Below are 21691 nucleotides of genomic sequence, written 5' to 3' on the forward strand. Positions count from 1 at the left end.
TCATCATTAAATTGTGACATAGTTCAAAGCTATAATTTGTTTAAAGTATGTATTGTGTCTTTTAATAAAAAACGCATTAAAAAGATGCAAATCTGTCATTTTATGCTTATCAATCTTTAAAAATAATATCGAGATACATATCTTTTGCCATTGGTATTAATTGAGTATTTTTTGTTATTTGTAAAGATGCTAATAATCCATTAAAAACAAGCTCTGCTTGCTGTGACTTTAATGCCGCATTAGTAATATTATGCTGAGTCAATAAGGCTTGTATCATCTCGACACGTTGCATTTTGTATCCACTACATGTATCGGCAATCGCATTGTCAGTATGATTGAACTCACTGTATGCCAACTGAAAATAACAACCATTAAATAGGTCATCTTTCATTAATTTTACTAATACCTCAAAGCGTTCTGAAAGCTTCTGCTCTAGAGTGAGTGACGGATCAGAAAAGATAAGACCTAAATGGTTTAATGCTCGTTCGCTAAACATTACCAATGCTTCATTTATAAGATTTTCTTTTGATGTGAAGTACTTATAAATAGTCGCTTTAGAAACACCCGTTGCGGTAGTTATGCTGTCCATACTGGTACCGTGGAAACCATATTGAGCACATAAGGTAATTGTTTTATTAATGATATTTAATCGCTTTTCTTGTTGTTTACTCATTAACCTTAGCCTCTAGTTGTTAGTGTTTTAATTTTATCAAAATAAACTGTTTAGTTCAAAAGTGTTGACAGGCGATGAATAAACCCATAGATTAAACTGAACAGTTTAGTTCAATACAATGTAAATTTAGTTTTGGGGAATAGAATATGAATAGTTTAGATAACCGCGTAGCTACGACAGTCGGGTATAAGTTAGGCGTTTTTGGTGTTGTATTGGTTTTATTGTGGATTGGTATTTTTAAATTCACACCAACAGAAGCAGCAGCCATTGAGCCTTTAATTAAAAATCATCCATTAATGGGCTGGACGTATAATTTTTTCTCTGTTCAAACAGTCTCAAATCTTGTTGGTTTTAGTGAAATAGTAGTAGCAGCAGGACTTGTTTATGGCTTTTTTAATCCTCGAGTAGGGTATTTTGCAGGGTTAGCATCAAGCGTTATTTTTCTTGTGACATTGAGCTTCTTATTTACCACGCCAGATACATGGAAAGTCGTCGATGGAGTACCAACAACAAGTTTCTTTTTAGTTAAAGATATTCTCTTTCTAGCTATTGCCATCATGGTTGTAGAACATAATAAAAAGTTATTGATTTCTTAGTCTTGGTAGAGGTGATTTATGAAATATATTAAGCATGTTTTTTTGATAACTATTTTAAGTCTAACGTCTTATACCGCATCAGCCAAAGATGGTGACTTTATGGGGAAGGTTAGTTTTGATAACGCTAAAATGAATAATGTTTCGCTACAAAGATACCGAGTAAATCGTTCAATTGATAAATCTCATTCAGGTGTTTTAATAAAACAAAAATTGGTAATGCTGACTTTTCAACAAAAATTATTATCAGCGGCAGATAAATAAGCATCTTAATTATAAATATATGGTTATATCATAAGTTTTAGCAGCATTGTTTGAGGCTAAATAGTGCTGCTGTTATATGCTTATTAGGTATTTGTTGGTAATGTATCATTATTGGATTAATTTTGTTTAATTGGAGAAGCGATAGTGACAGCGTCTGATATTAAATTTATTGCGACAGATATGGATGGCACTTTACTCAGTGATACAAATGAACTGCCATGTGATTTTTTTGATGTATTTCATTCACTTGATACAAAAGAAATCGTTTTTGCGGCAGCGTCTGGACGTCAATACTTTACGCTGCTGAATATGTTTGAAGCGATTAAAGACAGGGTATTGTTTATTGCTGAAAATGGTACCTTGGTGATGTATCAAGGCAAAGAACTTTATAGCGCCACGATACCTAAATCTGAAATAACCTCAATTATCAGCATCGTCCGTAACATTAAAGATAGTCATACTGTGTTATGTGGTAAAAAATCAGCGTACGCAGAAACCAAAGATCCTCTTGCTCAACAAGAAATAATGAAGTATTGCCATCAAATAACCTTTGTTGATGACTTATTAGCAATTGATGACGAGTTTATAAAAATATCTGTATTAAATTTTAAGGGTACGGAAGAACACGTTTATCCGCTAGTTGCTCCTTTATTTGCCACTAGCCATCAAGTGGTTGTTAGTGGCAAAGTATGGCTAGATTTTATGGATAAACAGGCTTCTAAAGGCCAAGCAATCAAAGCTATGCGTGCAAAATTTGGTTTTACGTTTGAAAATAGCATGAGTTTTGGTGATTACTTTAATGATGTTGAAATGTTTAATGAAACCTACTTTAGCTATGCAATGGGGAATGCACATCCTGAGATTAAAAAGTTAGCCCGCTTTATTGCACCAAGTAACAATGAACAAGGTGTTATGACTATAATCAAGCAGCAAGTGTTACAGTGTAACTAATGGGCTATTGCTGTTATCTATATAAGTAAAGTGTGAATTCCATTGACAAATAATGGTAATGAATTACATTCCTATTTAGGTTGTTGGTGATTAACATAAATAAGGAGTGTTCAATGAGTACCGATGAGTTATTTCCTTTATATATCGTTATTTCTGTTGTTGTATTTTTATTCTTTATGTTCTTTTTATTTATACAGCTATATTTAAAAGCGAAAAAAGAGAATATAGGTGGTTGTTGTAAGGCAGAGGTTGAGTTAACACCTAAACACAATAATAATGATGATCATCGCTCTTAGCCGCAATGAAAACACCACCACATTAATGGGTGGTGTTTTTTTATGCGATATGAGTGTTCAACTAACATTTTATATGTTTTTGGTGAAAATCACTCAAATTAACAGGTAGAATATTGGTATTAATTACATGAAATATTGGAGTAATAGCGGTATATGACGTCTTCAATCAAATTTATAGCAACAGACATGGATGGCACATTACTAAATGATAATAAGCAACTGCCAGATAACTTTTATGACATATTTAATGAGCTTCATGCTAAAAATATCATTTTTTCAGCAGCATCAGGCCGACAGTATCAGAGTTTAGTTAATACTTTTGAGCCTGTTAAAGATAAAATGCTCTTTATTGCTGAAAATGGTACGTTGGTGATGTATCAAGGTAAAGAGCTCTATAGTTCGACTATTCCAACGCCAGAAATCCATGCCATTATTACAAGCGTAAAAGCAATTGAGAATACGTTTATTGTTTTGTGTGGTAAAAATTCCGCCTATACAGAAACAACAGATCCTCAGGCATTAGAAGAAATTAATAAGTACTATCATAACCTTGAAATAGTAAGTGATTTATTGGCTGTTGATGATGAATTTATTAAAATTGCAGTGCTAAACTTCAATGGTACGGAACAACAAATATACCCAATTATAGCGCCTTTATATTCACAGACTCATCAAGTTGTTGTAAGTGCAAAAGTTTGGCTTGATATTATGCATAAAACAGCATCTAAAGGCTCTGCAATTAAAGAATTACAGCGTATTTTCAATTTTACCTTTGAAGAAAGTATGAGTTTTGGTGATTTTTTAAATGATGTTGAAATGCTAAAAGAAACCTATTTTAGTTATGCGATGGATAATGCTCATCCTAAGATTAAGCAATTAGCTCGATTCCATGCGCCAAGCAATAATGAACAAGGTGTAATGACAGTCATTAAAACGCAGGTATTAAAATAAGGCGTTAATTGTCTGACGGCACACTTATTAGTTGATGATTGTGGTATTGAATGGTAATTTTTTGAACAAATGTTTAAATAAAGCGAACTAATCACAGTAATTACCTTAAATAGACAATATTTACTGGTGAAGGTGATACGAATCTAATTATTGAGATTATTAGCTATCTCCTAAAAATTTAGAAGCGTAATGTCTTTATGAAGAATACTACTTTTCAGAGGTGATTATGAGTTTGTTTTATGTTGATAAAAATGCGCAAGATAATGGCGATCATGAAATTCATACCGCAACATGTAGCCACAGTCCTGGCCTCAAAAATTGTGATCCACTGGGTTATCATACGGCATGTAGTACTGCGTTAGATGCTGCGAAAAAAATATATCCTCAGTCAAACGGTTGTTATTACTGTTCATATTCAAGCTATACCTCTGAAAATAAATAAATTAAAGCGGCAACGTAATTATCTATATTACGTTGCTGTTTAATGCTCTCTTCTTTCCTTACTCTTTCTACACCTAATACGCATAAAATTGCCTATAATTTAATAATCATTAGTAGTATCTAAATGTAGAATTAAATTTAAGGATGAATTTATGCTAAAGATTTGGTTATTTTTTGGCTTACTCGTTACTTCATTTGATGTGAATGCCACCGTTGTTATGGTTGAAATGAATGATCTTAATTCAGGAAAATCAATCGGTACTATTACTGCTAAACAATCACAATATGGTGTTGTATTTACACCTAAAATCTCTGGTTTATCACTTGGACTGCATGGGTTTCATTTACATGAAAATGCGTCATGTGAATCGACCCAAGAATATGGGGAAACAATAGCCGCTGGTGCTGCAGGTGGACATTATGATCCAATGAATACAGGGAAGCATGGTTATTCTTGGACAAATGATAATCATCTTGGAGATTTACCTCCATTGTATGTCGATAATCACGGTAATGCTATTGAGCCAGTATTAGCACCTCGCTTAAAAATTACTGATTTAATTGGGCGTTCATTAATGATACATGTTGGTGGCGATAATCATGCCGATCACCCACATCAACACGGTGGTAGTGGCGAACGTTTAGTTTGTGGTGTGGTTAAATAAACTGCTATTTAGAATTAAATGAATAGTTACGCGTGTATTATTTTTTATGTATTACTAATGATAAATACATATTTGATGTGATCTAGTATTTAACATTCTACAAAAAGAATAAAAATCAAATGACAGCAATCAAATAGCCTTTAAAGTGATATTAATTTTATAAAATTAATATTATATGAGGTAGTAATGATAGGGTTATCAAAGATAAAACTTGGAGTGACTATTTTTAGTTGTGCTTTATTTCCTTGGAATTCAGCATTTGCAGCTTATGATGCTTATCCTAATGATGATGGCCCTTATTTGGTAGGCCCTGTTTCTAGCGTATTAAGTTGGAAAGGCGAAACATTTGATAATTTTAAAGATGGTCAAGTAATTGAATGTTCAAATTCACAGTCTTTACAAGCAGGCTATGATGTGACGTCTGGTTGCCTTATTGCGAAATCTGTTGATCAATTTAAATATGGGTGGGTTGATTATAAAACATTTCGTGTTGTCACAGATGCGCGCGATACACTGAATCAAAAGATGAAGTGGACAAATCAAACTGTTGAATACCGTGCTTATATAGATGAGTGGCATAAAAACGGTAATATTCCTGCATGGTCTGGGTTACATGCGTTTGTACGTTATCAAACATCTGATGATTTATATGTTGCTTCTATTCGTTATGATGGATATGTAACAATCAAAATAAAATATCAGGGTAAATATACAACGCTAGCGCAGATCCATCTTAGCGATTATACCAATGACTATTTTAATTCAGAGGGAAAATTAGCAGAAAAGCAATGGTATAATATTAAATTTACAGCTTATGATTCTCAACTCACGCTATTTTTGAATGATAAAATTATATTAGCCACCACCAATCAATTAATAGATGCCGGTACTACAGGTATTCGAATTGATTATGCTACTACTTATTTAGATGATTGGCATGTGTCTGCTGGGATTAAGAATGATGATCTTGATGAACCAACAAATCCTCCTCAGCCAACCACACCAATTTGGAATCTAGATACTATCTACCATGGTGGGGATATTGTTAGCTATAACGATATTATATATAAAGCAAAATGGTGGACGTTAGGTGATCGTCCTGACGAGGGCGATCCGTGGCAGGTTTATGTAAATAACTAACGTTATGATTTGTTGTAATGGATGATTGTTCCTTTTGCGTTATGACAGCGCCACTTTAGGCTGTACTATGTTGTAAAAACATAAATTTAGTATTAAAGGGCGAAGATGGAAATCGAATATAAAGTTAATCATCCAATTACAGCAAACCAGTATATTGAATTAGTCAATAAAACAACCTTGGGAGAGCGTAGACCTGTACATAATGAGGCAACAATTAAAGGAATGCTTGAAAATAGTAATTTGATTGTCACGGCATGGATTGATGAGCAGTTAGTTGGTATTGCGCGCTCAATGACAGATTTTTACTATTGCTGTTATTTGTCTGATCTCGTTGTTGATGAAAGTATTCAATCAATGGGGATTGGTAAATATCTTATTTTAGTTACAGCTGAATCAGTCGTTGAAGGGTGTAAAATTGTTTTATTATCAGCCCCTAAAGCGGAAGGTTACTATTCTAAAGTAGGCTTTACAGAACATAATAGTGCGTGGGTATTAACTGATATTAACCAGTTAATATTACCTCAATAGAGGTATTATTAAGGAATGGAATAAAAATTATATCTAAGTGATAAACTGAAAGATTTAACCACAGAGGCGATTACTCTCTGTGGTTAAAATCACCACTAGTAAAGAGACTATAAACTGATTTTTTGTTGGAGTGTTGCATTAACAGTATCAAGCCATTCATAACGGCGGCGATACATTGCACGTTTAGGACGGGATATATCTTCAGGATTTCGACGAATATCTTCCATACTTAATGCATAAAAGTGTTTATCAAACTCTGTACCACCTAAAGCTTGCCAATGTTTATCATAATTGGCCTTGATACGGCCTTTACTGTAACGCTTAGCTGAATAAGCATGAGAAGCACTCTTAACAGCAAGTATTGTGTCAACTCGCCAAATATTTGCAATGAGAGTAATGATCTTCACCATGAGATCTTTAGGGCGTTGACCATGCAGTGTTTTAGTTAATGCTTTTATTTTTAGATTATTTTCTGGGCTACTTGCAGGTCCTTGTAAACCTCCAATAACTAATTGACGCTGCCCTTCAATATCTCGCATAGCAAAGGTAAGAGTATAAAAGTTTTTATCAATCTCATTAAATAAGATCAGGCTCATATCGCCTTCTTTTTGGTAACGAGCATGAAAGACTAATTTAAATGCGTACTCTATTTCACCTACAGTAAAATCAAATAATGTTAATCCATATTCTTTAGTATAAATTTCATTACAAATATGTGGAGGTAATTTTTCGCTCACGAATTGATAATGTTGGACTACAAATTGTGCTCGTTCAATGGCGCTACTGTCATTAATAATATAAGGGCGAAAGGACTTTTCTAGAAATCGAGGGCATTGTTTGCATAATGTTTCCAGCAAAAGAGGGCTAATACTAGAAGTTATATACTGAAAAGCATTACGGTAATATATTGCTCGAAGTACGAATTTAGCGCGATAGCTCCAAAGAGGGGAATATTGCTCAGCTGCACTATCTGGATAAATAATCTTGGCGTAATCACGCAGAGTTGAAGATAAAGTTGCCATTTGAATAAGGCTCTAAAAATATGTAATTAATTATTATCTCTATATTAAGAGTATTTACAACCAATATATTCAGGTGGGGAATAAATAATGCTTCTATGGCTACGAGTTGAATATTAAAAGTAGAGCGTAAAATTTTGTTATTATTGTCTTGGTTATCTATTAACCATGTTGATACAACAATGCAAAAAAATAGACTTTGGACTATCATATTACTTGCTATAAATCTGTATCTTGGTGTAATTTCTCACCACTATTTATTTTTGGAATAATGATCATGCCAAAGGCTAGTGATATTAAAAAATTTGCTGCTATTGAACTTAACGGTAAAGTAGCTTTAGTTAAAGAAATTACCAAACTAACGCCTAGTGGTCGTGCTGGCGCAAGTCTTTACCGTATGCGCATTTATGATGTAGCAACGGGTTCGAAATCAGATGTTAGCTTCAAAGCTGATGAGATGATTACGTTAGCAGACTTCCGTCGTCAAAAAGCATCGTTCTCATACATCGATGGTGAAGAATATGTGTTTATGGATGATGAAGATTACACGCCATACACTTTCACTAAAGACGCAATTGCAGAAGAATTACTGTTCATCAATGAAGATACGAAAGGTATTGAAGTATTGACTGTAGACGGTGCTCCTGTTGCTCTAGAATTACCTGCAACAGTAGAGCTAACAATTGTTGAGACAGATCCTTCAATTAAAGGCGCATCTGCAAGTGCTCGTACTAAGCCTGCAACATTGTCTACAGGTCTTGTTGTTCAAGTTCCTGAGTACATTGCAAATGGTGAAAAAATCAAAATCAACACTTCTGAGCATAAGTTCATGAGCCGTGCTGATAAATAATAGTTAATTATTATTGACTAGAGCCAGTGGCGTTTATGCGGCACTGGCTTTTTTATGGCAGCAAGAAAGATAAAAGGATGAACAAAGGCCGTGGATCAAATAATTACATTGGATGTTGCTAACAAAGAAGACATACAGGCGGTATATCAGCTCGAGAAGGAATTGTTTGGTGAACACTGTTATCCTGATTTTTTTATTCGCCAGGCTTATGATTGTTGGCCTGCTGGTTTATTAGTCGCTCGAAAATCTGATGAGGTTGTTGGCTATGTATTGTGTGCGCCTCAGTTTACTAATGAGTCATTAGTTATCTCTGAAGGGTGGATACTTGCACTAGCTGTTGCTAGTTGTGTGCAAGGTAGAGGTGTCGGACGGCAATTAATGCAAGCTGCGATGGAGAGGTTATCTGGTTGCGAAAAGCTATGGCTAACGGTTCATCCTAATAATCATGCGAAGAAACTGTATCAGCAACTAGGATTCATAGAGATTGAACAAGAAAATGATTATTTTGGTTTAGATCAGCCGCGAGTGAAAATGCGCTATGTTGCAGAATAATAAATAACAATAAAAAAAGGGTATATAAAATACCCTTAACTTCTTTCAACTGTTTGTTGAAAAATTAAGCACGCTCAACGTTAGCTGCTTGAGGACCTTTTTGGCCTTGCTCAACGTCAAAAGATACCTTTTGGCCTTCAGCTAGAGATTTGAAACCTTCACCAGTGATAGCACGGAAGTGAACGAATACGTCAGCGCCGCCATTGTCTTGAGTGATAAAACCGAAACCTTTCTCATCGTTGAACCACTTAACGATACCAGTTGCTTTAGACATGTTATGTCTCCTGAAATAATAAATTAATAGCGCAAAACGCTGGTTTACTTATGTACAAAAGAATAATGAAGCGCTTCAGGACAACTGTGTACATTTGAACAGTGTATCGAAGTTTTCTCTTTCAATTTGTTGCATAAATAGGCCTTTCTTAAAGCCATGACTATTAGGCCATTTTCATATTGAAAGGGCAAGTTTCTCGTATAAAAACATCACAAGAATGTGACCCCTTTAACAAAAAAATATTTAGTATGGATATGAGACTGTGTGCTTATTGTTTGTGTGAGGATAATAGATAATGCTGTATTGTGCTTTTTCTTTATATATCAAATAAGATCAGTGCGATAAAAATAAAAAAGGGCTCTGGGAGCCCTTGGTTTTGTAACGTTTTAACGTTAAGTTATTAGACTCTTTCAACGTTCGCTGCTTGAAGACCCTTAGGACCTTGCTCGGTCTCGTAAGAGACTTTTTGACCTTCAGTTAGGGTTTTAAAGCCATCACCACTAATCGCACGGAAGTGTACAAATACATCAGCACCGCCGTCATCTTGAGTGATAAAACCAAACCCTTTTTCCTCGTTAAACCACTTAACGGTACCTGTTGCTTTTGACATGTTGTCTCCTGATAAATCTATTCATCACACGGTATAGCCAATATCAGATTACGGAGCGATTTGAGCGTTGAACTCTGTTGCTGATCATGGAGATGACAGCGAAGATATCCTTGTTCAGATTGCTTTAGCTGTAAATAAGTACTGGTCTACTATGAAGACTAGGCGCTGATGGGTGATTTGCAAATCAAATTCAGCTTTTTTATGAACAAACAATGCAATCATAACCAGTGTCATTATTATTTCTTCGATAATTCATCTAAATGTCTTTTTTATCAGTAATTATCTCTAATATTTATTGCACGAAATCAAAGCAAAGATAAATAACAAAGCGCATAATCCAGACAATAAAGGATCTTTAAGCGTATGTTAACTCACCACCTAGTCGATAATCTTCGGGTATTGCTTGAGTTTACAGCGGATTTTCTGATATAACGATTTTAGAAAAAAACTGAGACTCGACGGTTATGTACTAGGAAGTGCATTTTTCCTAATTATTAGCATTAAATCAGTTTCACAAGGCTTTATTTTCAGACTAAGGACAAAACATGAACAACATCCTTGAACTTGTTCGTCAGGCTCGCCGTAAAAACAAACTTAAGCGCGAAATTCTTGATAACGATCGTAAAATCCGTGATAACCGTAAGCGTGTAGAATTACTAGAAAACATGTTGGACTATATCAAGCCAGATATGACTCATGATCAAATTCTAGAAATCATTGAAAACATGAAAGGCGATTATGAAGATCGTGTTGATGATCATATCATCATCAGTGCTGAGTTATCTAAAGAGCGTCGTGACGTTAGCAAGAACGTTAAAGACCTTAAAAAAGCAGAAATCACAGCACACAAACATAACTAATTTTTTGTTAGTGAATGAAGACCTGAGCCATGTGCTCAGGTTTTTTTTGGTTTTTTTGCAGATTCGCCGATAGCTAGAATGAGAATAAGCTGGCAGACTTAAAAAGAGCCCGAAACGATTCCTGTGTCGGGCTTAGGGGAATAGGCTCAGTGATGAGCCTTGCGCTAACTGGATAGAGATAGAATTCGATTACACTATCAATATTAGTTTAGCTGTGGTGATTTTCCAGTTTTAATTTAAAATAATTGTTTATTCAATCAATAAAATGTTAATTAATAGTAACTGATTGAATTATATTAAATATCAAACAAGTTAGTATCGCGTACTAATTCACGAGGTAAGCCATTTTTGATGCGATTACCCACCCATTTACCGATGCCAATGGGGTAATCACGGTAAGTAACAATCACTTCACCTTTGCCGGTTAGATTTTCTGGGCGAATATCTCGGCCCATAAACCATTCTTTCGCTTGTGGTGCAGTTAAGGCTATAGCCACTGTTTCTTTACCAGTAGCGAGCGTCATGATTGCCTCATGTTGCCAGCGATAACCTTTTTTGTGCTGTTCTGCTAACTTAATACCAATACGCTGAAAGCGAATCTCACCAATTAATGGTTTGATCTGTGAAGGGAATAGCCACACTTCTTTATCTCGTAACCAAATATCACTGTTGGTTGATAATGTGATATCAAGATCGGTCTTAAGTTGTTGAGCGATGAGCTGTTGTTCGTCTGCTTTTACTTGGTTAAAAGGGAATTTACCCATGCGTTTTTTAACAGGATCGGTATCAACTGATGCATGCTTGCGAATACGAGCTACAAAGAATCCTTCACTATCAAAAACTTGAGGGTAGACGTGTAAAAAACCTTCCTCTGTTAGTGCTTTTTGTGCGCCATCAAATAAATCTCCTAAAGATTCAAATTCAACCGCATCGCCAAAGGTTTGTTTCAAATAGAGGCAAACTTCTTGGTTTTCATGTTGGTTTAGGGTACATGTTGAGTACACCATCACTCCACCTGGCTTTAATGCTTGAAAGGCACTGATAATTAAATTGCGTTGTACTGCTGCAATTTCATCAATAGACTCAAGACTCCAGTTTGCCATTGCATCATCGTCTTTACGAATAGCGCCTTCACCGGAGCAAGGAGCATCAAGTAAAATCGAGTCAAACGCTTCAGGAGCCCAAGTGCCAAAAACACAGCCATCAAAGTGGGTTAGCGCTGCATTATGGACACCACAGCGTTGCAAGTTAGCATGAAGGACTTTAATACGGCTTGCTGCTAACTCATTTGCAACCAACGCACCTTTATTTTGCATAGCACAAGCAATTTGGGTGGTTTTAGAGCCAGGGGCGGATGCCATATCAAGGACACAATCAAGGGCATCATTATTATCAAGCAGTGCTGTGACGGGCATCATTGAGCTGGCTTCTTGAATATAGAATAACCCAGCCATATGCTCGGCAGTATTGCCTAATGAAACGCTCTCTTCATCCTCACGTTTGATCCAAAAACCAGTATCACACCAAGGGATAGGGGTTAATGTCCAATCTTTATCTGCTACACGAGTAAGAAAGTCTGCAACGCTGATTTTGAGCGTATTAACACGAATACTGCGACGCAGCGGTGTTTTACAGCAGCTGATAAATTCATCAATACTCAGATTTTCTGGCATTGTGTGCTTGATGAGATCAATAAAAGCGTCAGGAATATAGATATTAGGATGCAAGGTAGCACTCTCTGTCAAACTAGCAATGCCGCGATTCTATACTAAACAACAATAAATTTATATCGACTATCTGTGCTTCTAAGCTTGTTATGTAGATGGATCAATTTTTATTATGAAATAACATATTAGATGGAGTATTTTATAAACCGGAGAGGCTGAAAAAGTAAAAGGGACATTGATTGTCCCTTTTTTGTAGTTTTAATATGGTTTTAAATATTACTTGACGGGAATCGCTGTACGCCAAGTTAACCACTTAGGATTGACTTCTTTATTGAGTAAGAAGTGCTTGCCGTGTTTCGCTTGTGGTGCAAGTGGATGCGTAGCTGGTGTGGCAAATGAAATACCACCACGGAGTAAACTATCAAAGGTTCCCGCTTTAACTTTTGCCCCAGTAAGACCAACATCAACATTTAGCCCTGATGCATTCCAGAACACACTATTTGAGCGAATAAGATGGCGATACTTTTGCTCAATCTGTACGGTAATTAATACACGATCAGCTAAAGCTCCTAAAGCAACCTTAATTACTTGGCCTACTTGAATATCACGATAAAGCAGAGGCGTACCTTCACTGACGGAGCCACGCTCTTCACTTTCTAAAACAAAGGTTTTGCCAGCATCAAATAATTCTGCGGAACCTAAGTTGAAATTGTGAGAGGTTAAGCCTTTACCTGGTTGTACTGCAATGTATGAGCTTAGGAGTGAATCTAAGTTTTCGCTGCCACTTAAGCTAATCTTAGGTTTTACTACCCAGAAATAGCTATCTTTACGCGCAATTACATTGGCGTATTGTGGGAATAAGCGTGCTTTTACAGTGACGTTATTACGTTCAAAGTTAGGCTCAATATTATCCACTTTTCCAATCACCACCCCTTGATATTTAATCGCCGTCGATTTTGAAATAGAACGTGCATCATCGGCAGTTAGGGTGATCATGACGCCAAAATGTTGAGCATCACTTAAACTCGAATAAAGTTTATAGTCACTGCCAGAACGGTTTGCAACACCTTTAATAGAATCAAATGCAATGCCACCTTTAAGTAATGTCGAAAGCGGATCTGCTTTAATTTTAACACCATTAAGTCCAGCTTCTACTTCAACCCCTGATCGGTTCCAAAAAACAGTGTTACTGTCTATTAAATAGCGGTATTTCTTTTGTATATTCAGTTTTATTTCAACCCCTGATGTTTTAAGGGCAAAACTGGTGATCTCACCAACCTGTAGATTACGATACAGCACCGGACTGCCTTCAGAGATAGAAGGTAAGTTATCAGCGACAAGAGTAATAGAGGTAAAACCTTTTAACTTTTCATCAGCAAGCTTAGCGAGGTGTCTATTTTTAAATAACGAATAACTCTTTTGGATCCCTTGTTTGCCACTCGATGTAAAACTAATGGCGCTGCTTATCAATTGATCCGCTGCAGGAATAGAAACATCAACGCCGCTATTACTAATATTGGCTTCAATACCACCATCAATAAAGAAACGGCTATGAGAGCGAATTAAGTGGGTATATTGCGGTTGAATTAATGCATCTAATCGTACGCGGTCACCATCGAGTTTAACGTTAGTGATATGGCCAACATCAATTCCACGATAACGTAATTTAGTGCCCGCTTTTAAGCCGAAGCTTTTATTGGCGTAAAGTGAGAAAACTGCCACACCGGGTTGTTGCTCTTCAAGTGTGTTTTGGGTGATAGCTGTAAAATGACGCGTTGTTTTACCTTCACCAGGAATTAAACGAAGATAGTTACCACGGACAAGGTTGCCAATATTTTTGACTCCCGTCAGTGAAACTTGCGCTTCTTCAAGTAATAACCGTGAGCCATTATTAAGCAGATCGCTCATGCTAGGTTCGATAGCGGCGTGAGCAATAATTTTATTGGTTTTTTCATCCAGCTTTAAATCTGAAATTTTACCAATTTGCAGGCCTCGATACATAATCGGGGCCCCTGAATTGCTGACATTATTATCGTCTGGCAGAGTGATGGTTATAGCGATACCACGACCTGCAGTATTAATGTCTGGATAGAGGTTAAATAAATGCCCTTCATCAATCGGTTTACCTGCATCAGGTGAGTCAAATGCAATCGCACCAGCAATCAATGCTGATAAGCTTTCAAACTGGACATCAACACCATTAAAGCCAATATTGGCATTGACACCACTCACATTCCAAAAACGGCTTTTATTGGTCACTAGATTGGCATAATGCGGTTTGATAAGCGCATCAATAAGCACTTCTTTCTTATTAGCACTAAGGGTGTAGTTATAAATTTCACCGACAGGGATCTTTTTATAAAAAATTTGTGAGCCAATACTAAGAGAGCCCAAGTTCGGCGCTTTTAATTGTAGGGTTAAACCATCATTTGTGGGCATGTTTGCCGGTTGGTTTTCTAATGCTGTAAATTTTGTTGCTTCTTCACCTGTACCTGGTTGAAGGGCAATGTAATTACCTGAAACGAGGGCATCTAAACCAGAGATACCAGTAATAGAAGCTTTAGGTTTTACTAACCAAAATCGAGTATGTGTGCGAAGTGTTTTTACGGCTTCTGGATAGATATCGGCAGATACATAGATGCTTTTAAGATCTTTTGATAACGTCACATCGCGTACAATACCTACCTCTAATCCTTGATAACGAATAGTGGTACGCCCAGCGACTAAACCAACGGCATCGTTAAAGTGAATTTGAATACGTTCGCCGCCTTCATTAACGGCTTTATAGAGTAACCATCCAGCGACAATAATTGCCAATAGTGGTAATAACCATAAAGGTGATAAGCCCCGATCACTGCGAATATTTACGCGTTGTGGTTGCTCATTATTTGGTTCGTTGTTCATATTTGTCCCAGATTAGACGAGAATCTAAGCTCTCTGCTGCTAACATTGTTAAAATAACGACTACACCAAAAGCAATGGCACCCGGCCCTGGTGTAAAATCAAGAAGTTGTCCACGATCGATCAAAGCGACCATGATCGCGATGACAAAGAGATCCATGACGGACCATTTTCCAATCCAATGTACGATACGAAAAATACGCATCCGTTGTAGACGTTGGCTACGCTGTTTAAATTGAATGCATAATAATATATATGCTAAGCCAATGATTTTAGCGACGGGAACAACAATACTGGCAACAAAGATGATGATTGCAATACTGGTCATTCCTGTTTTTACTAAACCTGCGACACCTGAAAAGATGGTATCTTCAATACGTTTACCGTTATTCATGAAGATGGAAATAGGGTAAAGGTTTGCCGGCAATATAAAAATACTGGCAGTAATAAGATATGCCCATGTTTTCTGAAGTGATTTTGGGATTCGATGATGTAATTGACTACCACAACGGCGACAATGTGGTAGTGCTTCTTGGGTTAACTGACAGCTATGACAGACAGTATCAAGTTTGTCACTGATATGTTCATTTTCGGGTTGCCAAGCATCCCAATAACGGCGAACACTTATTTTCGTTAACAGCACTGACAATAGAATTTGCATACTGATTAAGCAATATAAGCCTATGCCAACATAAATGTCGGCGACTTCTTGCACTTTAAAACATGAAATAGCCAAGCTAACTAAAAAGACTTCTAGCATCGTCCATTGTTTTAAGTGAGACAAAATCCACAGTGACAGTTTAAATAACCGTAGTTGCCGAAAGCGTAATGAAAATTGTGCACTCAAAACCGCGCAGATCAATAATAATGGTGCAATGGCACTACAAAAAAGAATTAAAATTGCAACGGCAGGAAAAGTGGGAGCGAGAGCAACGGTTCCAGAGGTTAATGTTGCAGGTATCATCTGACCAATTAAACGAATGGTAACTAACGGCAGGCTAACCATCGGGATATAAAGAATAAGACAGGCAACCGCAAGCGCTAATTCTGCATTAAAGCGCGCAATGCCACCGCGATACAGTCGAGTATGACAACGTGGGCAATAGGCACTGTGTCCTTGTGTCGCAATTTCAGGCAACACAAGTAAATCGCAGCCTGGGCAGCGTCGAGCCTTCGACATGGTGCGTTTCTTCCTTTGATAATAAGATGTACAAAGCACTCATTGAGTTGTTAGTGACTCATTGTTTATAAGAAACAATAACAGCCATCAATGAGTGCCGATTGACGCACACTATATTATTTTGTGTTGACGCTGGCTACTGCTTCGTGTGAATTGACACTATTGGTTATCACATCAGCCGATTGAATTGAACCGTAAAGGGTTTGATATAGCCCTTGGGTATTAACCAGTTCAACGTGGGTACCTGATTGACTGACTAAACCATCTTCAAGTACATAAATAATATCAGCTTGTTTAACGGCAGATAAACGATGAGCCACAATCAAGGTGGTTTTATTTTTCAAAAACGTATTGAGTGCTGTATGTAAAGCGGCCTCAGTTGAGGTATCTAAAGCTGACGTCGCTTCGTCAAGAATAACAAATTCAGGATTAGAAAGAATCATACGTGCAATGGCTAATCGTTGTCGTTGTCCGCCTGATAAACGAATACCTTGGCGACCTATTTCGGTATCTAATCCATGGGTGAGACGTTCAGTGACATCTGTAAGTTGTGCAATATCTAACGCTTGCCATAATTCTTCATCAGTAAATGTTCCACCTAGGGTTAAGTTATGACGTAACGTTTCATTAAACAACACCGGTTGTTGTAATACGACCGCCATCTTCTCACGTAGCGCTTCATAACTAACGGCTTCAATAGGGTGATCATTTATTAAAATATCACCGCTACTTTTTTGATAAATACCAAGCAATAATTGAATTAAGGTTGATTTACCGCCACCAGATGCACCAACGAGTGCAACACGTTTACCTGCGGGAATATCAAGGTTTAATCCACAAAGTACTTCTTTGTCATTATCATAGGAAAAATGTAAATCACGAATTTTAATCGCAATAGTTTGTTCTTCATTAAAAGGGTTAACCGTTGCTGGTGGACGTGTTTCTTCTTCAAGTGCTAATAAGCTATTAAGGCGTTGCATTGCAGCTGACGCACCATACCAAGCAAATTGAATACCTAATAATTCTTGAATTGGTCCTAACATAAACCACAAGTAGCTAAACACAGCTAACATTTCACCAATGGTTAAGTTACTAAATAGTACCATCAACATTGCTGCTGCTCGAAAAATCTCAAAACCAATTAAGAACAATAGGAAAGAAACGCGTCCTGCAGCTTCTGATTGCCAAGCATATTTATCAGCACTATGGCGAATATCACTGGCATTGCCTTTTAATTGCTCTAAAAAATCACGTTCACGATTAGAAGCCCGTAATTGATAAAGGCCATCTAAGACTTCAATTAAACGATGTTGAAATGTTTCGTAAGATTGGTTTTCTTTACGTTTAAGGTTTTTAACACGGCTGCCCATGAGTTTAGACGCATAGACAACAATTGGATTTATAATAAGAATAAATAAGCCGAGCTTCCAATCAAGCCATAAAAGCACACCCGCGGTACCGACAACTGTTAAGAGTCCGATAATAAACCGACTTAGCGTATCGCCAACAAACTTATCAATGGTCTCGACATCAGTAATAAGGTGAGAACTGATGCCACCACTGCCTCGTTCTTCGTACTGTCGCATACTGATGCGGCCAAGTTTGTCGAGTAAATGCTGACGTAAGTTATAGGTTATATCTTTTGATACTAATGTAAATTGCCGACTTTGGAGTATATTCAGCGCCTGGCTAAGGGTGCGCATTAATACAACCAGAACAAGCACTAAAATGATATAGCCTGTTGCGTTGTGCCATGCAGAAGGTAAAAGGGCGTTAAGATAAGTAATGCCTTCGCCTGGTTTATGCAACAGAACTTCATCAACCATTAGTGGCATCAAAAGTGGAATGGGTACACTGATCAAGGTTGCGATAACAGCAATAATATTGGCAACAATTAATCTTGGTTTATGTATTTTCGCTTGTTGTAGCAACCAAGACCAATTAATCATAAGATGATTCTTATCTTTCACTGTGAGAATAATTCCTATTATCAGTAGTATTCTTGCTATTCTAACGGCTATATACGGAGTAAGCTATGGAAAATTCAACCGCTTTTTATCATCGTCTAACACAACAAGCATTGGCGCTTATTGAAGGTGAAACTGATCTTATCGCTAATATGTCTAATATTAGTGCGTTATTAAATATGGAGTTAGAACAAATTAATTGGGTTGGGTTTTATTTGTTGAAACAAGACCAATTAGTTCTGGGTCCATTCCAAGGAAACCCTGCCTGTGTACGTATTCCTGTTGGACGTGGTGTTTGTGGAACGGCAATTTCAGAAAATAAAGTGCAGCGTGTTGCTGATGTTCATGCTTTCCCTGGGCATATTGCATGTGATGCTGTAAGTAATTCTGAAATCGTTATTCCAATTATGGTTAATGAAAAATTAATCGGTGTGCTGGATATTGATAGCCCAATTTTGTCAAGATTTGACCAAAATGATGAACAAGGTCTAGTTTCTTTCGTAGAAGCACTACAAAAAGTACTCTAATTTCATGCTTTCGGTGGTTTTTCCGCGTTAGGTAATTATAATAGCAGCACTATTTCTTTTTGAACAAAGCACAAATAACGAGCAATCCTCGTTTATGTCAGGAAACTCCATGGAAAACTCTGAAAAGTTAACGAACAGTAAAGAAGTTATTGCATACATCGCTGAGCGTTTCCCAAAATGTTTCACTGTTGAAGGTGAAGCGAAGCCACTTAAAATTGGTATCTTCCAAGATCTTGCAGAGCGTCTTAACGAAGATCCAAAAGTAAGCAAGACTCAACTACGTACAGCTTTACGTCAATACACATCTTCTTGGCGTTACCTTCACGGTGTTAAAGCGGGTGTGAACCGTGTTGATCTAGATGGTAATGATTGTGATGTTCTAGAGCAAGAGCACGTGGATCATGCGCTTAAAGCTTTAGAAGAAAGTAAAGCTAAAGTACGCACTCGTCGTAAAGAGCAAGCAATTGCTAAAGCGGCTAAAGAAGGCGAAGCTAAAAAAACACGAGCAAAAACAGTTAAATCTAGTAACACTAAGCCAAAAACAGCTACTATTAAAAAGAAGCCTGTAGAGACGACACGTGTACTGAATGCTGATGAAGTAATCGTAGGCAAAAATGTTCAAGTGAACATGGGTTCAGGTAACATGCCTGCGACTATTGTTGAAATTAACAAGGACGATGTGCGAGTTCGTTTAAATAACGGTCTAGTAATGGCTGTTAAAGCGGAGCACTTGCGTTCATAAAGGAGAATGCGCGACACATGAATTGTCGATTCCGTTTCTCACTGATAGCTGCTGGCATGATGCTAGCAGCTTCGGTTCAAGCCGCAGAGGCTAAGTATTCATTAAGTGATGTGCCGCACCTTGCTCCTGAAAAACAGCATGCAACTGCGAGTACAAGAGTGGCATCGCGTTATACGCGTTCTCACTATAAGCATTTTGCACTTGATGATCAGTTTTCTGGACAAGTATTCAATCGTTATATTGAAATGCTTGATTATAATAAAAGCTTTCTTGACGCCACAGATGTTGAACAATTTGGAAAATGGAAAAACCAGTTAGATGATCAACTTAAATCAGGGGATACATCTGCTGCGTTTGATATTTTTAACAAAGTCCTTCAACGTCGTTTTGAACGGTATCAATTTGCGTTAACTCAGCTTGATACTGAAATAAAATTCGATAATAAAGATGACTTTGTTATTGATCGTTCAGAGCTTGAATGGCCGAAAGACAACACTGAATTGAATGAGATTTGGCGACAACGGGTTAAATACGATGCGTTAAATCTTAAGCTTGCAGGTAAAAAATGGCCTGAGATTCAAAAGACGTTAACTAAGCGTTATAACAATGCGATTAAACGTTTAACACAAACACACAGTGAAGATGTATTTCAGTTATACATGAATGCTTTTTCACGTGAGGTCGATCCACATACAAGTTATTTATCGCCACGTAATGCTGAACAATTCCAGGCAGAGATGAATCTGTCATTAGAAGGAATTGGTGCGGTATTGCAGGTTGAAGACGACTATACCAAAATTCGTTCTTTAGTTGCTGGTGGACCAGCGGCGAGCTCGAAAAAAATTGCAGCAGGTGATCGCATTATTGGCGTAGGTCAAGAAGGCAAGAAAGTTGTTGATGTTATTGGTTGGCGTCTTGATGATGTTGTGCAGTTAATCAAAGGGCCGAAAGGCAGTAAGGTTATTCTGGACATATTACCTGAAGGCAATAATGCGAAGAGTTACACCGTAACTATTGTACGAGATAAGATCCGTCTTGAAGATCGTGCAGCGAAATCGGAAGTGAAAACTGTCGACGGTAAAAAAATCGGTGTGATTGAAATTCCAAGCTTTTATGTGGGATTATCACAAGATACCAAAAAAGAACTGGTTAAATTAAATGACCAGAAGGTTGATGGTATTGTGATCGACTTACGTAATAATGGTGGTGGTGCTTTAACGGAAGCAACCGCATTAACGGGTTTATTTATTTCAAGTGGACCGGTTGTGCAAGTGCGTGATAGTTATGGCCGAATTAAGGTTAATGGTGATTCAGACGATCAAATTTCTTTTGATGGACCATTAACAGTATTAGTTAACCGCTATAGTGCATCTGCTTCAGAAATTTTTGCAGCAGCAATGCAAGATTACGGACGTGCTATTGTTTTAGGTGAGCAATCTTTTGGTAAAGGTACGGTGCAACAACACCGATCATTAAATCATCTCTATGATTTATTTGATAAACCATTAGGTCATGTTCAATATACTATCCAAAAATTCTATCGTATTAACGGTGGAAGTACCCAAAACCTGGGTGTTGTTCCTGATATTGCTTTCCCTTCAGCCATTGATCCTGCTGAAACAGGGGAAAGTGTTGAAGATAATGCATTACCTTGGGATAGTATTAAACCTGCAGGTTATCAGAAATTACATGATTACAGTACGCTTGTACCGATACTAGCAGCAGAGCACCAAACTCGTATTAAAAATAATATGGAATTTGGTTTTATCAATGAAGATATCCTTACCTATAAAAAGGAAAAAGATATCAATACTATTTCATTGAATGAAAAGACACGCATAGCAGAACAAGATAAAGATGACGCTGATCGTTTAGCCCGCTTAAATAAACGTCAAAAAGCATTAGGTGAAAAACCTTTTGCTGATTTGGATGCGGTGCCAAAAGATTATGAAGCACCTGATGTTTATCTTGATGAAGCTGTTGCGATAACGGCTGATTTTAGTAATCAAAAACAATCGTAATAATGATACGGAATGACAT

Annotated in this window: 23 protein-coding genes; 15 read left to right on the top strand and 8 right to left on the bottom strand. The window is 37.1% G+C overall.

Going from position 1 to position 21691, the window contains the following annotated elements; genetic code table 11:
* Positions 1-109 precede the first annotated feature (109 nt).
* A complete protein-coding gene (locus G6R09_RS13220) occupies positions 110-673 on the bottom strand; it encodes a TetR/AcrR family transcriptional regulator (RefSeq protein ID WP_163922975.1) in 564 nt (187 codons plus the stop codon).
* Between the two features lie 146 nt (positions 674-819).
* Here G6R09_RS13220 and G6R09_RS13225 point away from each other — a divergent pair, with 146 nt between their 5' ends.
* From G6R09_RS13225 to G6R09_RS13265, 9 genes are all read left to right on the top strand, one after another.
* Positions 820-1269 (top strand): DUF417 family protein, encoded by a 450-nt coding sequence (locus G6R09_RS13225; protein WP_163922978.1) that lies wholly within the window; start codon positions 820-822, stop codon positions 1267-1269.
* Positions 1270-1287: 18 nt separating this feature from the next.
* Complete coding sequence (locus tag G6R09_RS13230) at positions 1288-1530, top strand: hypothetical protein (protein WP_065168824.1); 243 nt, start codon at positions 1288-1290, stop codon at positions 1528-1530.
* A 144-nt stretch (positions 1531-1674) separates the two neighbouring features.
* Positions 1675-2481, top strand: coding sequence for a Cof-type HAD-IIB family hydrolase (locus G6R09_RS13235; RefSeq protein WP_163922981.1), 807 nt, complete (start codon positions 1675-1677; stop codon positions 2479-2481).
* A gap of 113 nt (positions 2482-2594) precedes the next feature.
* The gene (locus tag G6R09_RS13240; RefSeq protein WP_065168825.1) at positions 2595-2777 is read left to right on the top strand and encodes a hypothetical protein; all 183 of its coding nucleotides are present in this window, start codon (positions 2595-2597) and stop codon (positions 2775-2777) included.
* Positions 2778-2930: 153 nt separating this feature from the next.
* Entirely contained in the window at positions 2931-3728 is a 798-nt protein-coding gene (locus tag G6R09_RS13245; protein WP_065176904.1) for a Cof-type HAD-IIB family hydrolase, read from the top strand.
* 226 nt (positions 3729-3954) lie between these two features.
* Entirely contained in the window at positions 3955-4170 is a 216-nt protein-coding gene (locus G6R09_RS13250; RefSeq protein ID WP_065168827.1) for a hypothetical protein, read from the top strand.
* A gap of 151 nt (positions 4171-4321) precedes the next feature.
* Complete coding sequence (locus G6R09_RS13255; RefSeq protein ID WP_065168828.1) at positions 4322-4834, top strand: superoxide dismutase family protein; 513 nt, start codon at positions 4322-4324, stop codon at positions 4832-4834.
* A gap of 186 nt (positions 4835-5020) precedes the next feature.
* Positions 5021-5974, top strand: a complete 954-nt coding sequence (locus G6R09_RS13260) for a carbohydrate-binding protein (RefSeq protein WP_065168829.1) — start codon at positions 5021-5023, stop codon at positions 5972-5974.
* 105 nt (positions 5975-6079) lie between these two features.
* A complete protein-coding gene (locus G6R09_RS13265; RefSeq protein WP_065168830.1) occupies positions 6080-6502 on the top strand; it encodes a GNAT family N-acetyltransferase in 423 nt (140 codons plus the stop codon).
* Between the two features lie 107 nt (positions 6503-6609).
* On the opposite strand, the gene G6R09_RS13270 is transcribed toward G6R09_RS13265, so the two are convergent.
* Positions 6610-7524, bottom strand: coding sequence for a VirK/YbjX family protein (locus tag G6R09_RS13270; RefSeq protein ID WP_065176908.1), 915 nt, complete (start codon positions 7522-7524; stop codon positions 6610-6612).
* Between the two features lie 274 nt (positions 7525-7798).
* Here G6R09_RS13270 and yeiP point away from each other — a divergent pair, with 274 nt between their 5' ends.
* Positions 7799-8371, top strand: coding sequence for an elongation factor P-like protein YeiP (gene yeiP, locus G6R09_RS13275; protein WP_065168832.1), 573 nt, complete (start codon positions 7799-7801; stop codon positions 8369-8371).
* 90 nt (positions 8372-8461) lie between these two features.
* Positions 8462-8923, top strand: coding sequence for a GNAT family N-acetyltransferase (locus G6R09_RS13280; RefSeq protein ID WP_235860171.1), 462 nt, complete (start codon positions 8462-8464; stop codon positions 8921-8923).
* Between the two features lie 64 nt (positions 8924-8987).
* Here the strand turns inward: G6R09_RS13280 and G6R09_RS13285 are convergent, their stop codons facing one another.
* Positions 8988-9197 (bottom strand): cold-shock protein, encoded by a 210-nt coding sequence (locus G6R09_RS13285; protein ID WP_036794623.1) that lies wholly within the window; start codon positions 9195-9197, stop codon positions 8988-8990.
* Positions 9198-9597: 400 nt separating this feature from the next.
* On the bottom strand, positions 9598-9807 hold the full coding sequence (locus G6R09_RS13290; RefSeq protein WP_045029050.1) for a cold-shock protein: 210 nt from the start codon (positions 9805-9807) through the stop codon (positions 9598-9600).
* Positions 9808-10352: 545 nt separating this feature from the next.
* On the opposite strand from G6R09_RS13290, the gene G6R09_RS13295 reads away from it, so the two are divergent.
* Positions 10353-10667: a DUF496 family protein gene (locus G6R09_RS13295; protein WP_060998102.1), complete on the top strand. Its 315-nt coding sequence runs from the start codon at positions 10353-10355 to the stop codon at positions 10665-10667.
* 296 nt (positions 10668-10963) lie between these two features.
* Here G6R09_RS13295 and rsmF read toward each other — a convergent pair whose 3' ends face one another.
* From rsmF to G6R09_RS13315, 4 genes are all read right to left on the bottom strand, one after another.
* On the bottom strand, positions 10964-12394 hold the full coding sequence (rsmF, locus tag G6R09_RS13300) for a 16S rRNA (cytosine(1407)-C(5))-methyltransferase RsmF (protein WP_065168833.1): 1431 nt from the start codon (positions 12392-12394) through the stop codon (positions 10964-10966).
* 216 nt (positions 12395-12610) lie between these two features.
* Positions 12611-15238 (bottom strand): MlaD family protein, encoded by a 2628-nt coding sequence (locus G6R09_RS13305; RefSeq protein WP_065168834.1) that lies wholly within the window; start codon positions 15236-15238, stop codon positions 12611-12613.
* Positions 15219-16415: a paraquat-inducible protein A gene (locus G6R09_RS13310; RefSeq protein ID WP_065168835.1), complete on the bottom strand. Its 1197-nt coding sequence runs from the start codon at positions 16413-16415 to the stop codon at positions 15219-15221. The genes G6R09_RS13305 and G6R09_RS13310 overlap by 20 nt, the downstream gene beginning before the upstream one ends.
* Positions 16416-16531: 116 nt before the next feature.
* Positions 16532-18364 (bottom strand): ABC transporter ATP-binding protein, encoded by a 1833-nt coding sequence (locus G6R09_RS13315; RefSeq protein ID WP_065168836.1) that lies wholly within the window; start codon positions 18362-18364, stop codon positions 16532-16534.
* Positions 18365-18450: 86 nt separating this feature from the next.
* On the opposite strand from G6R09_RS13315, the gene G6R09_RS13320 reads away from it, so the two are divergent.
* From G6R09_RS13320 to prc, 3 genes are all read left to right on the top strand, one after another.
* The gene (locus tag G6R09_RS13320; RefSeq protein WP_065168837.1) at positions 18451-18909 is read left to right on the top strand and encodes a GAF domain-containing protein; all 459 of its coding nucleotides are present in this window, start codon (positions 18451-18453) and stop codon (positions 18907-18909) included.
* A gap of 109 nt (positions 18910-19018) precedes the next feature.
* Positions 19019-19651, top strand: a complete 633-nt coding sequence (gene proQ / locus G6R09_RS13325) for an RNA chaperone ProQ (RefSeq protein ID WP_065168838.1) — start codon at positions 19019-19021, stop codon at positions 19649-19651.
* Positions 19652-19668: 17 nt separating this feature from the next.
* Entirely contained in the window at positions 19669-21672 is a 2004-nt protein-coding gene (gene prc / locus G6R09_RS13330) for a carboxy terminal-processing peptidase (RefSeq protein ID WP_163922984.1), read from the top strand.
* Positions 21673-21691 lie beyond the last annotated feature (19 nt).

This window comes from Photobacterium sp. Alg240-V54 (genome assembly GCF_900537155.1).
Taxonomy (GTDB): Bacteria; Pseudomonadota; Gammaproteobacteria; order Enterobacterales; family Vibrionaceae; genus Photobacterium.

Excerpts from the sequence above, each read along its gene's own strand:
- G6R09_RS13290 (WP_045029050.1), bottom strand. The coding sequence starts at position 9,807 with ATGTCAAAAGCAACAGGTACCGTTAAGTGGTTTAACGAGGAAAAAGGG.
- G6R09_RS13270 (WP_065176908.1), bottom strand. The coding sequence starts at position 7,524 with ATGGCAACTTTATCTTCAACTCTGCGTGATTACGCCAAGATTATTTAT.
- G6R09_RS13310 (WP_065168835.1), bottom strand. The coding sequence starts at position 16,415 with ATGTCGAAGGCTCGACGCTGCCCAGGCTGCGATTTACTTGTGTTGCCT.
- G6R09_RS13240 (WP_065168825.1), top strand. The coding sequence starts at position 2,595 with ATGAGTACCGATGAGTTATTTCCTTTATATATCGTTATTTCTGTTGTT.
- proQ (WP_065168838.1), top strand. The coding sequence starts at position 19,019 with ATGGAAAACTCTGAAAAGTTAACGAACAGTAAAGAAGTTATTGCATAC.
- G6R09_RS13260 (WP_065168829.1), top strand. The coding sequence starts at position 5,021 with ATGATAGGGTTATCAAAGATAAAACTTGGAGTGACTATTTTTAGTTGT.
- G6R09_RS13230 (WP_065168824.1), top strand. The coding sequence starts at position 1,288 with ATGAAATATATTAAGCATGTTTTTTTGATAACTATTTTAAGTCTAACG.
- G6R09_RS13250 (WP_065168827.1), top strand. The coding sequence starts at position 3,955 with ATGAGTTTGTTTTATGTTGATAAAAATGCGCAAGATAATGGCGATCAT.
- G6R09_RS13225 (WP_163922978.1), top strand. The coding sequence starts at position 820 with ATGAATAGTTTAGATAACCGCGTAGCTACGACAGTCGGGTATAAGTTA.
- G6R09_RS13295 (WP_060998102.1), top strand. The coding sequence starts at position 10,353 with ATGAACAACATCCTTGAACTTGTTCGTCAGGCTCGCCGTAAAAACAAA.
- yeiP (WP_065168832.1), top strand. The coding sequence starts at position 7,799 with ATGCCAAAGGCTAGTGATATTAAAAAATTTGCTGCTATTGAACTTAAC.
- G6R09_RS13305 (WP_065168834.1), bottom strand. The coding sequence starts at position 15,238 with ATGAACAACGAACCAAATAATGAGCAACCACAACGCGTAAATATTCGC.
- G6R09_RS13245 (WP_065176904.1), top strand. The coding sequence starts at position 2,931 with ATGACGTCTTCAATCAAATTTATAGCAACAGACATGGATGGCACATTA.
- prc (WP_163922984.1), top strand. The coding sequence starts at position 19,669 with ATGAATTGTCGATTCCGTTTCTCACTGATAGCTGCTGGCATGATGCTA.
- G6R09_RS13320 (WP_065168837.1), top strand. The coding sequence starts at position 18,451 with ATGGAAAATTCAACCGCTTTTTATCATCGTCTAACACAACAAGCATTG.
- G6R09_RS13265 (WP_065168830.1), top strand. The coding sequence starts at position 6,080 with ATGGAAATCGAATATAAAGTTAATCATCCAATTACAGCAAACCAGTAT.
- G6R09_RS13285 (WP_036794623.1), bottom strand. The coding sequence starts at position 9,197 with ATGTCTAAAGCAACTGGTATCGTTAAGTGGTTCAACGATGAGAAAGGT.
- G6R09_RS13315 (WP_065168836.1), bottom strand. The coding sequence starts at position 18,364 with ATGATTAATTGGTCTTGGTTGCTACAACAAGCGAAAATACATAAACCA.
- G6R09_RS13220 (WP_163922975.1), bottom strand. The coding sequence starts at position 673 with ATGAGTAAACAACAAGAAAAGCGATTAAATATCATTAATAAAACAATT.
- G6R09_RS13255 (WP_065168828.1), top strand. The coding sequence starts at position 4,322 with ATGCTAAAGATTTGGTTATTTTTTGGCTTACTCGTTACTTCATTTGAT.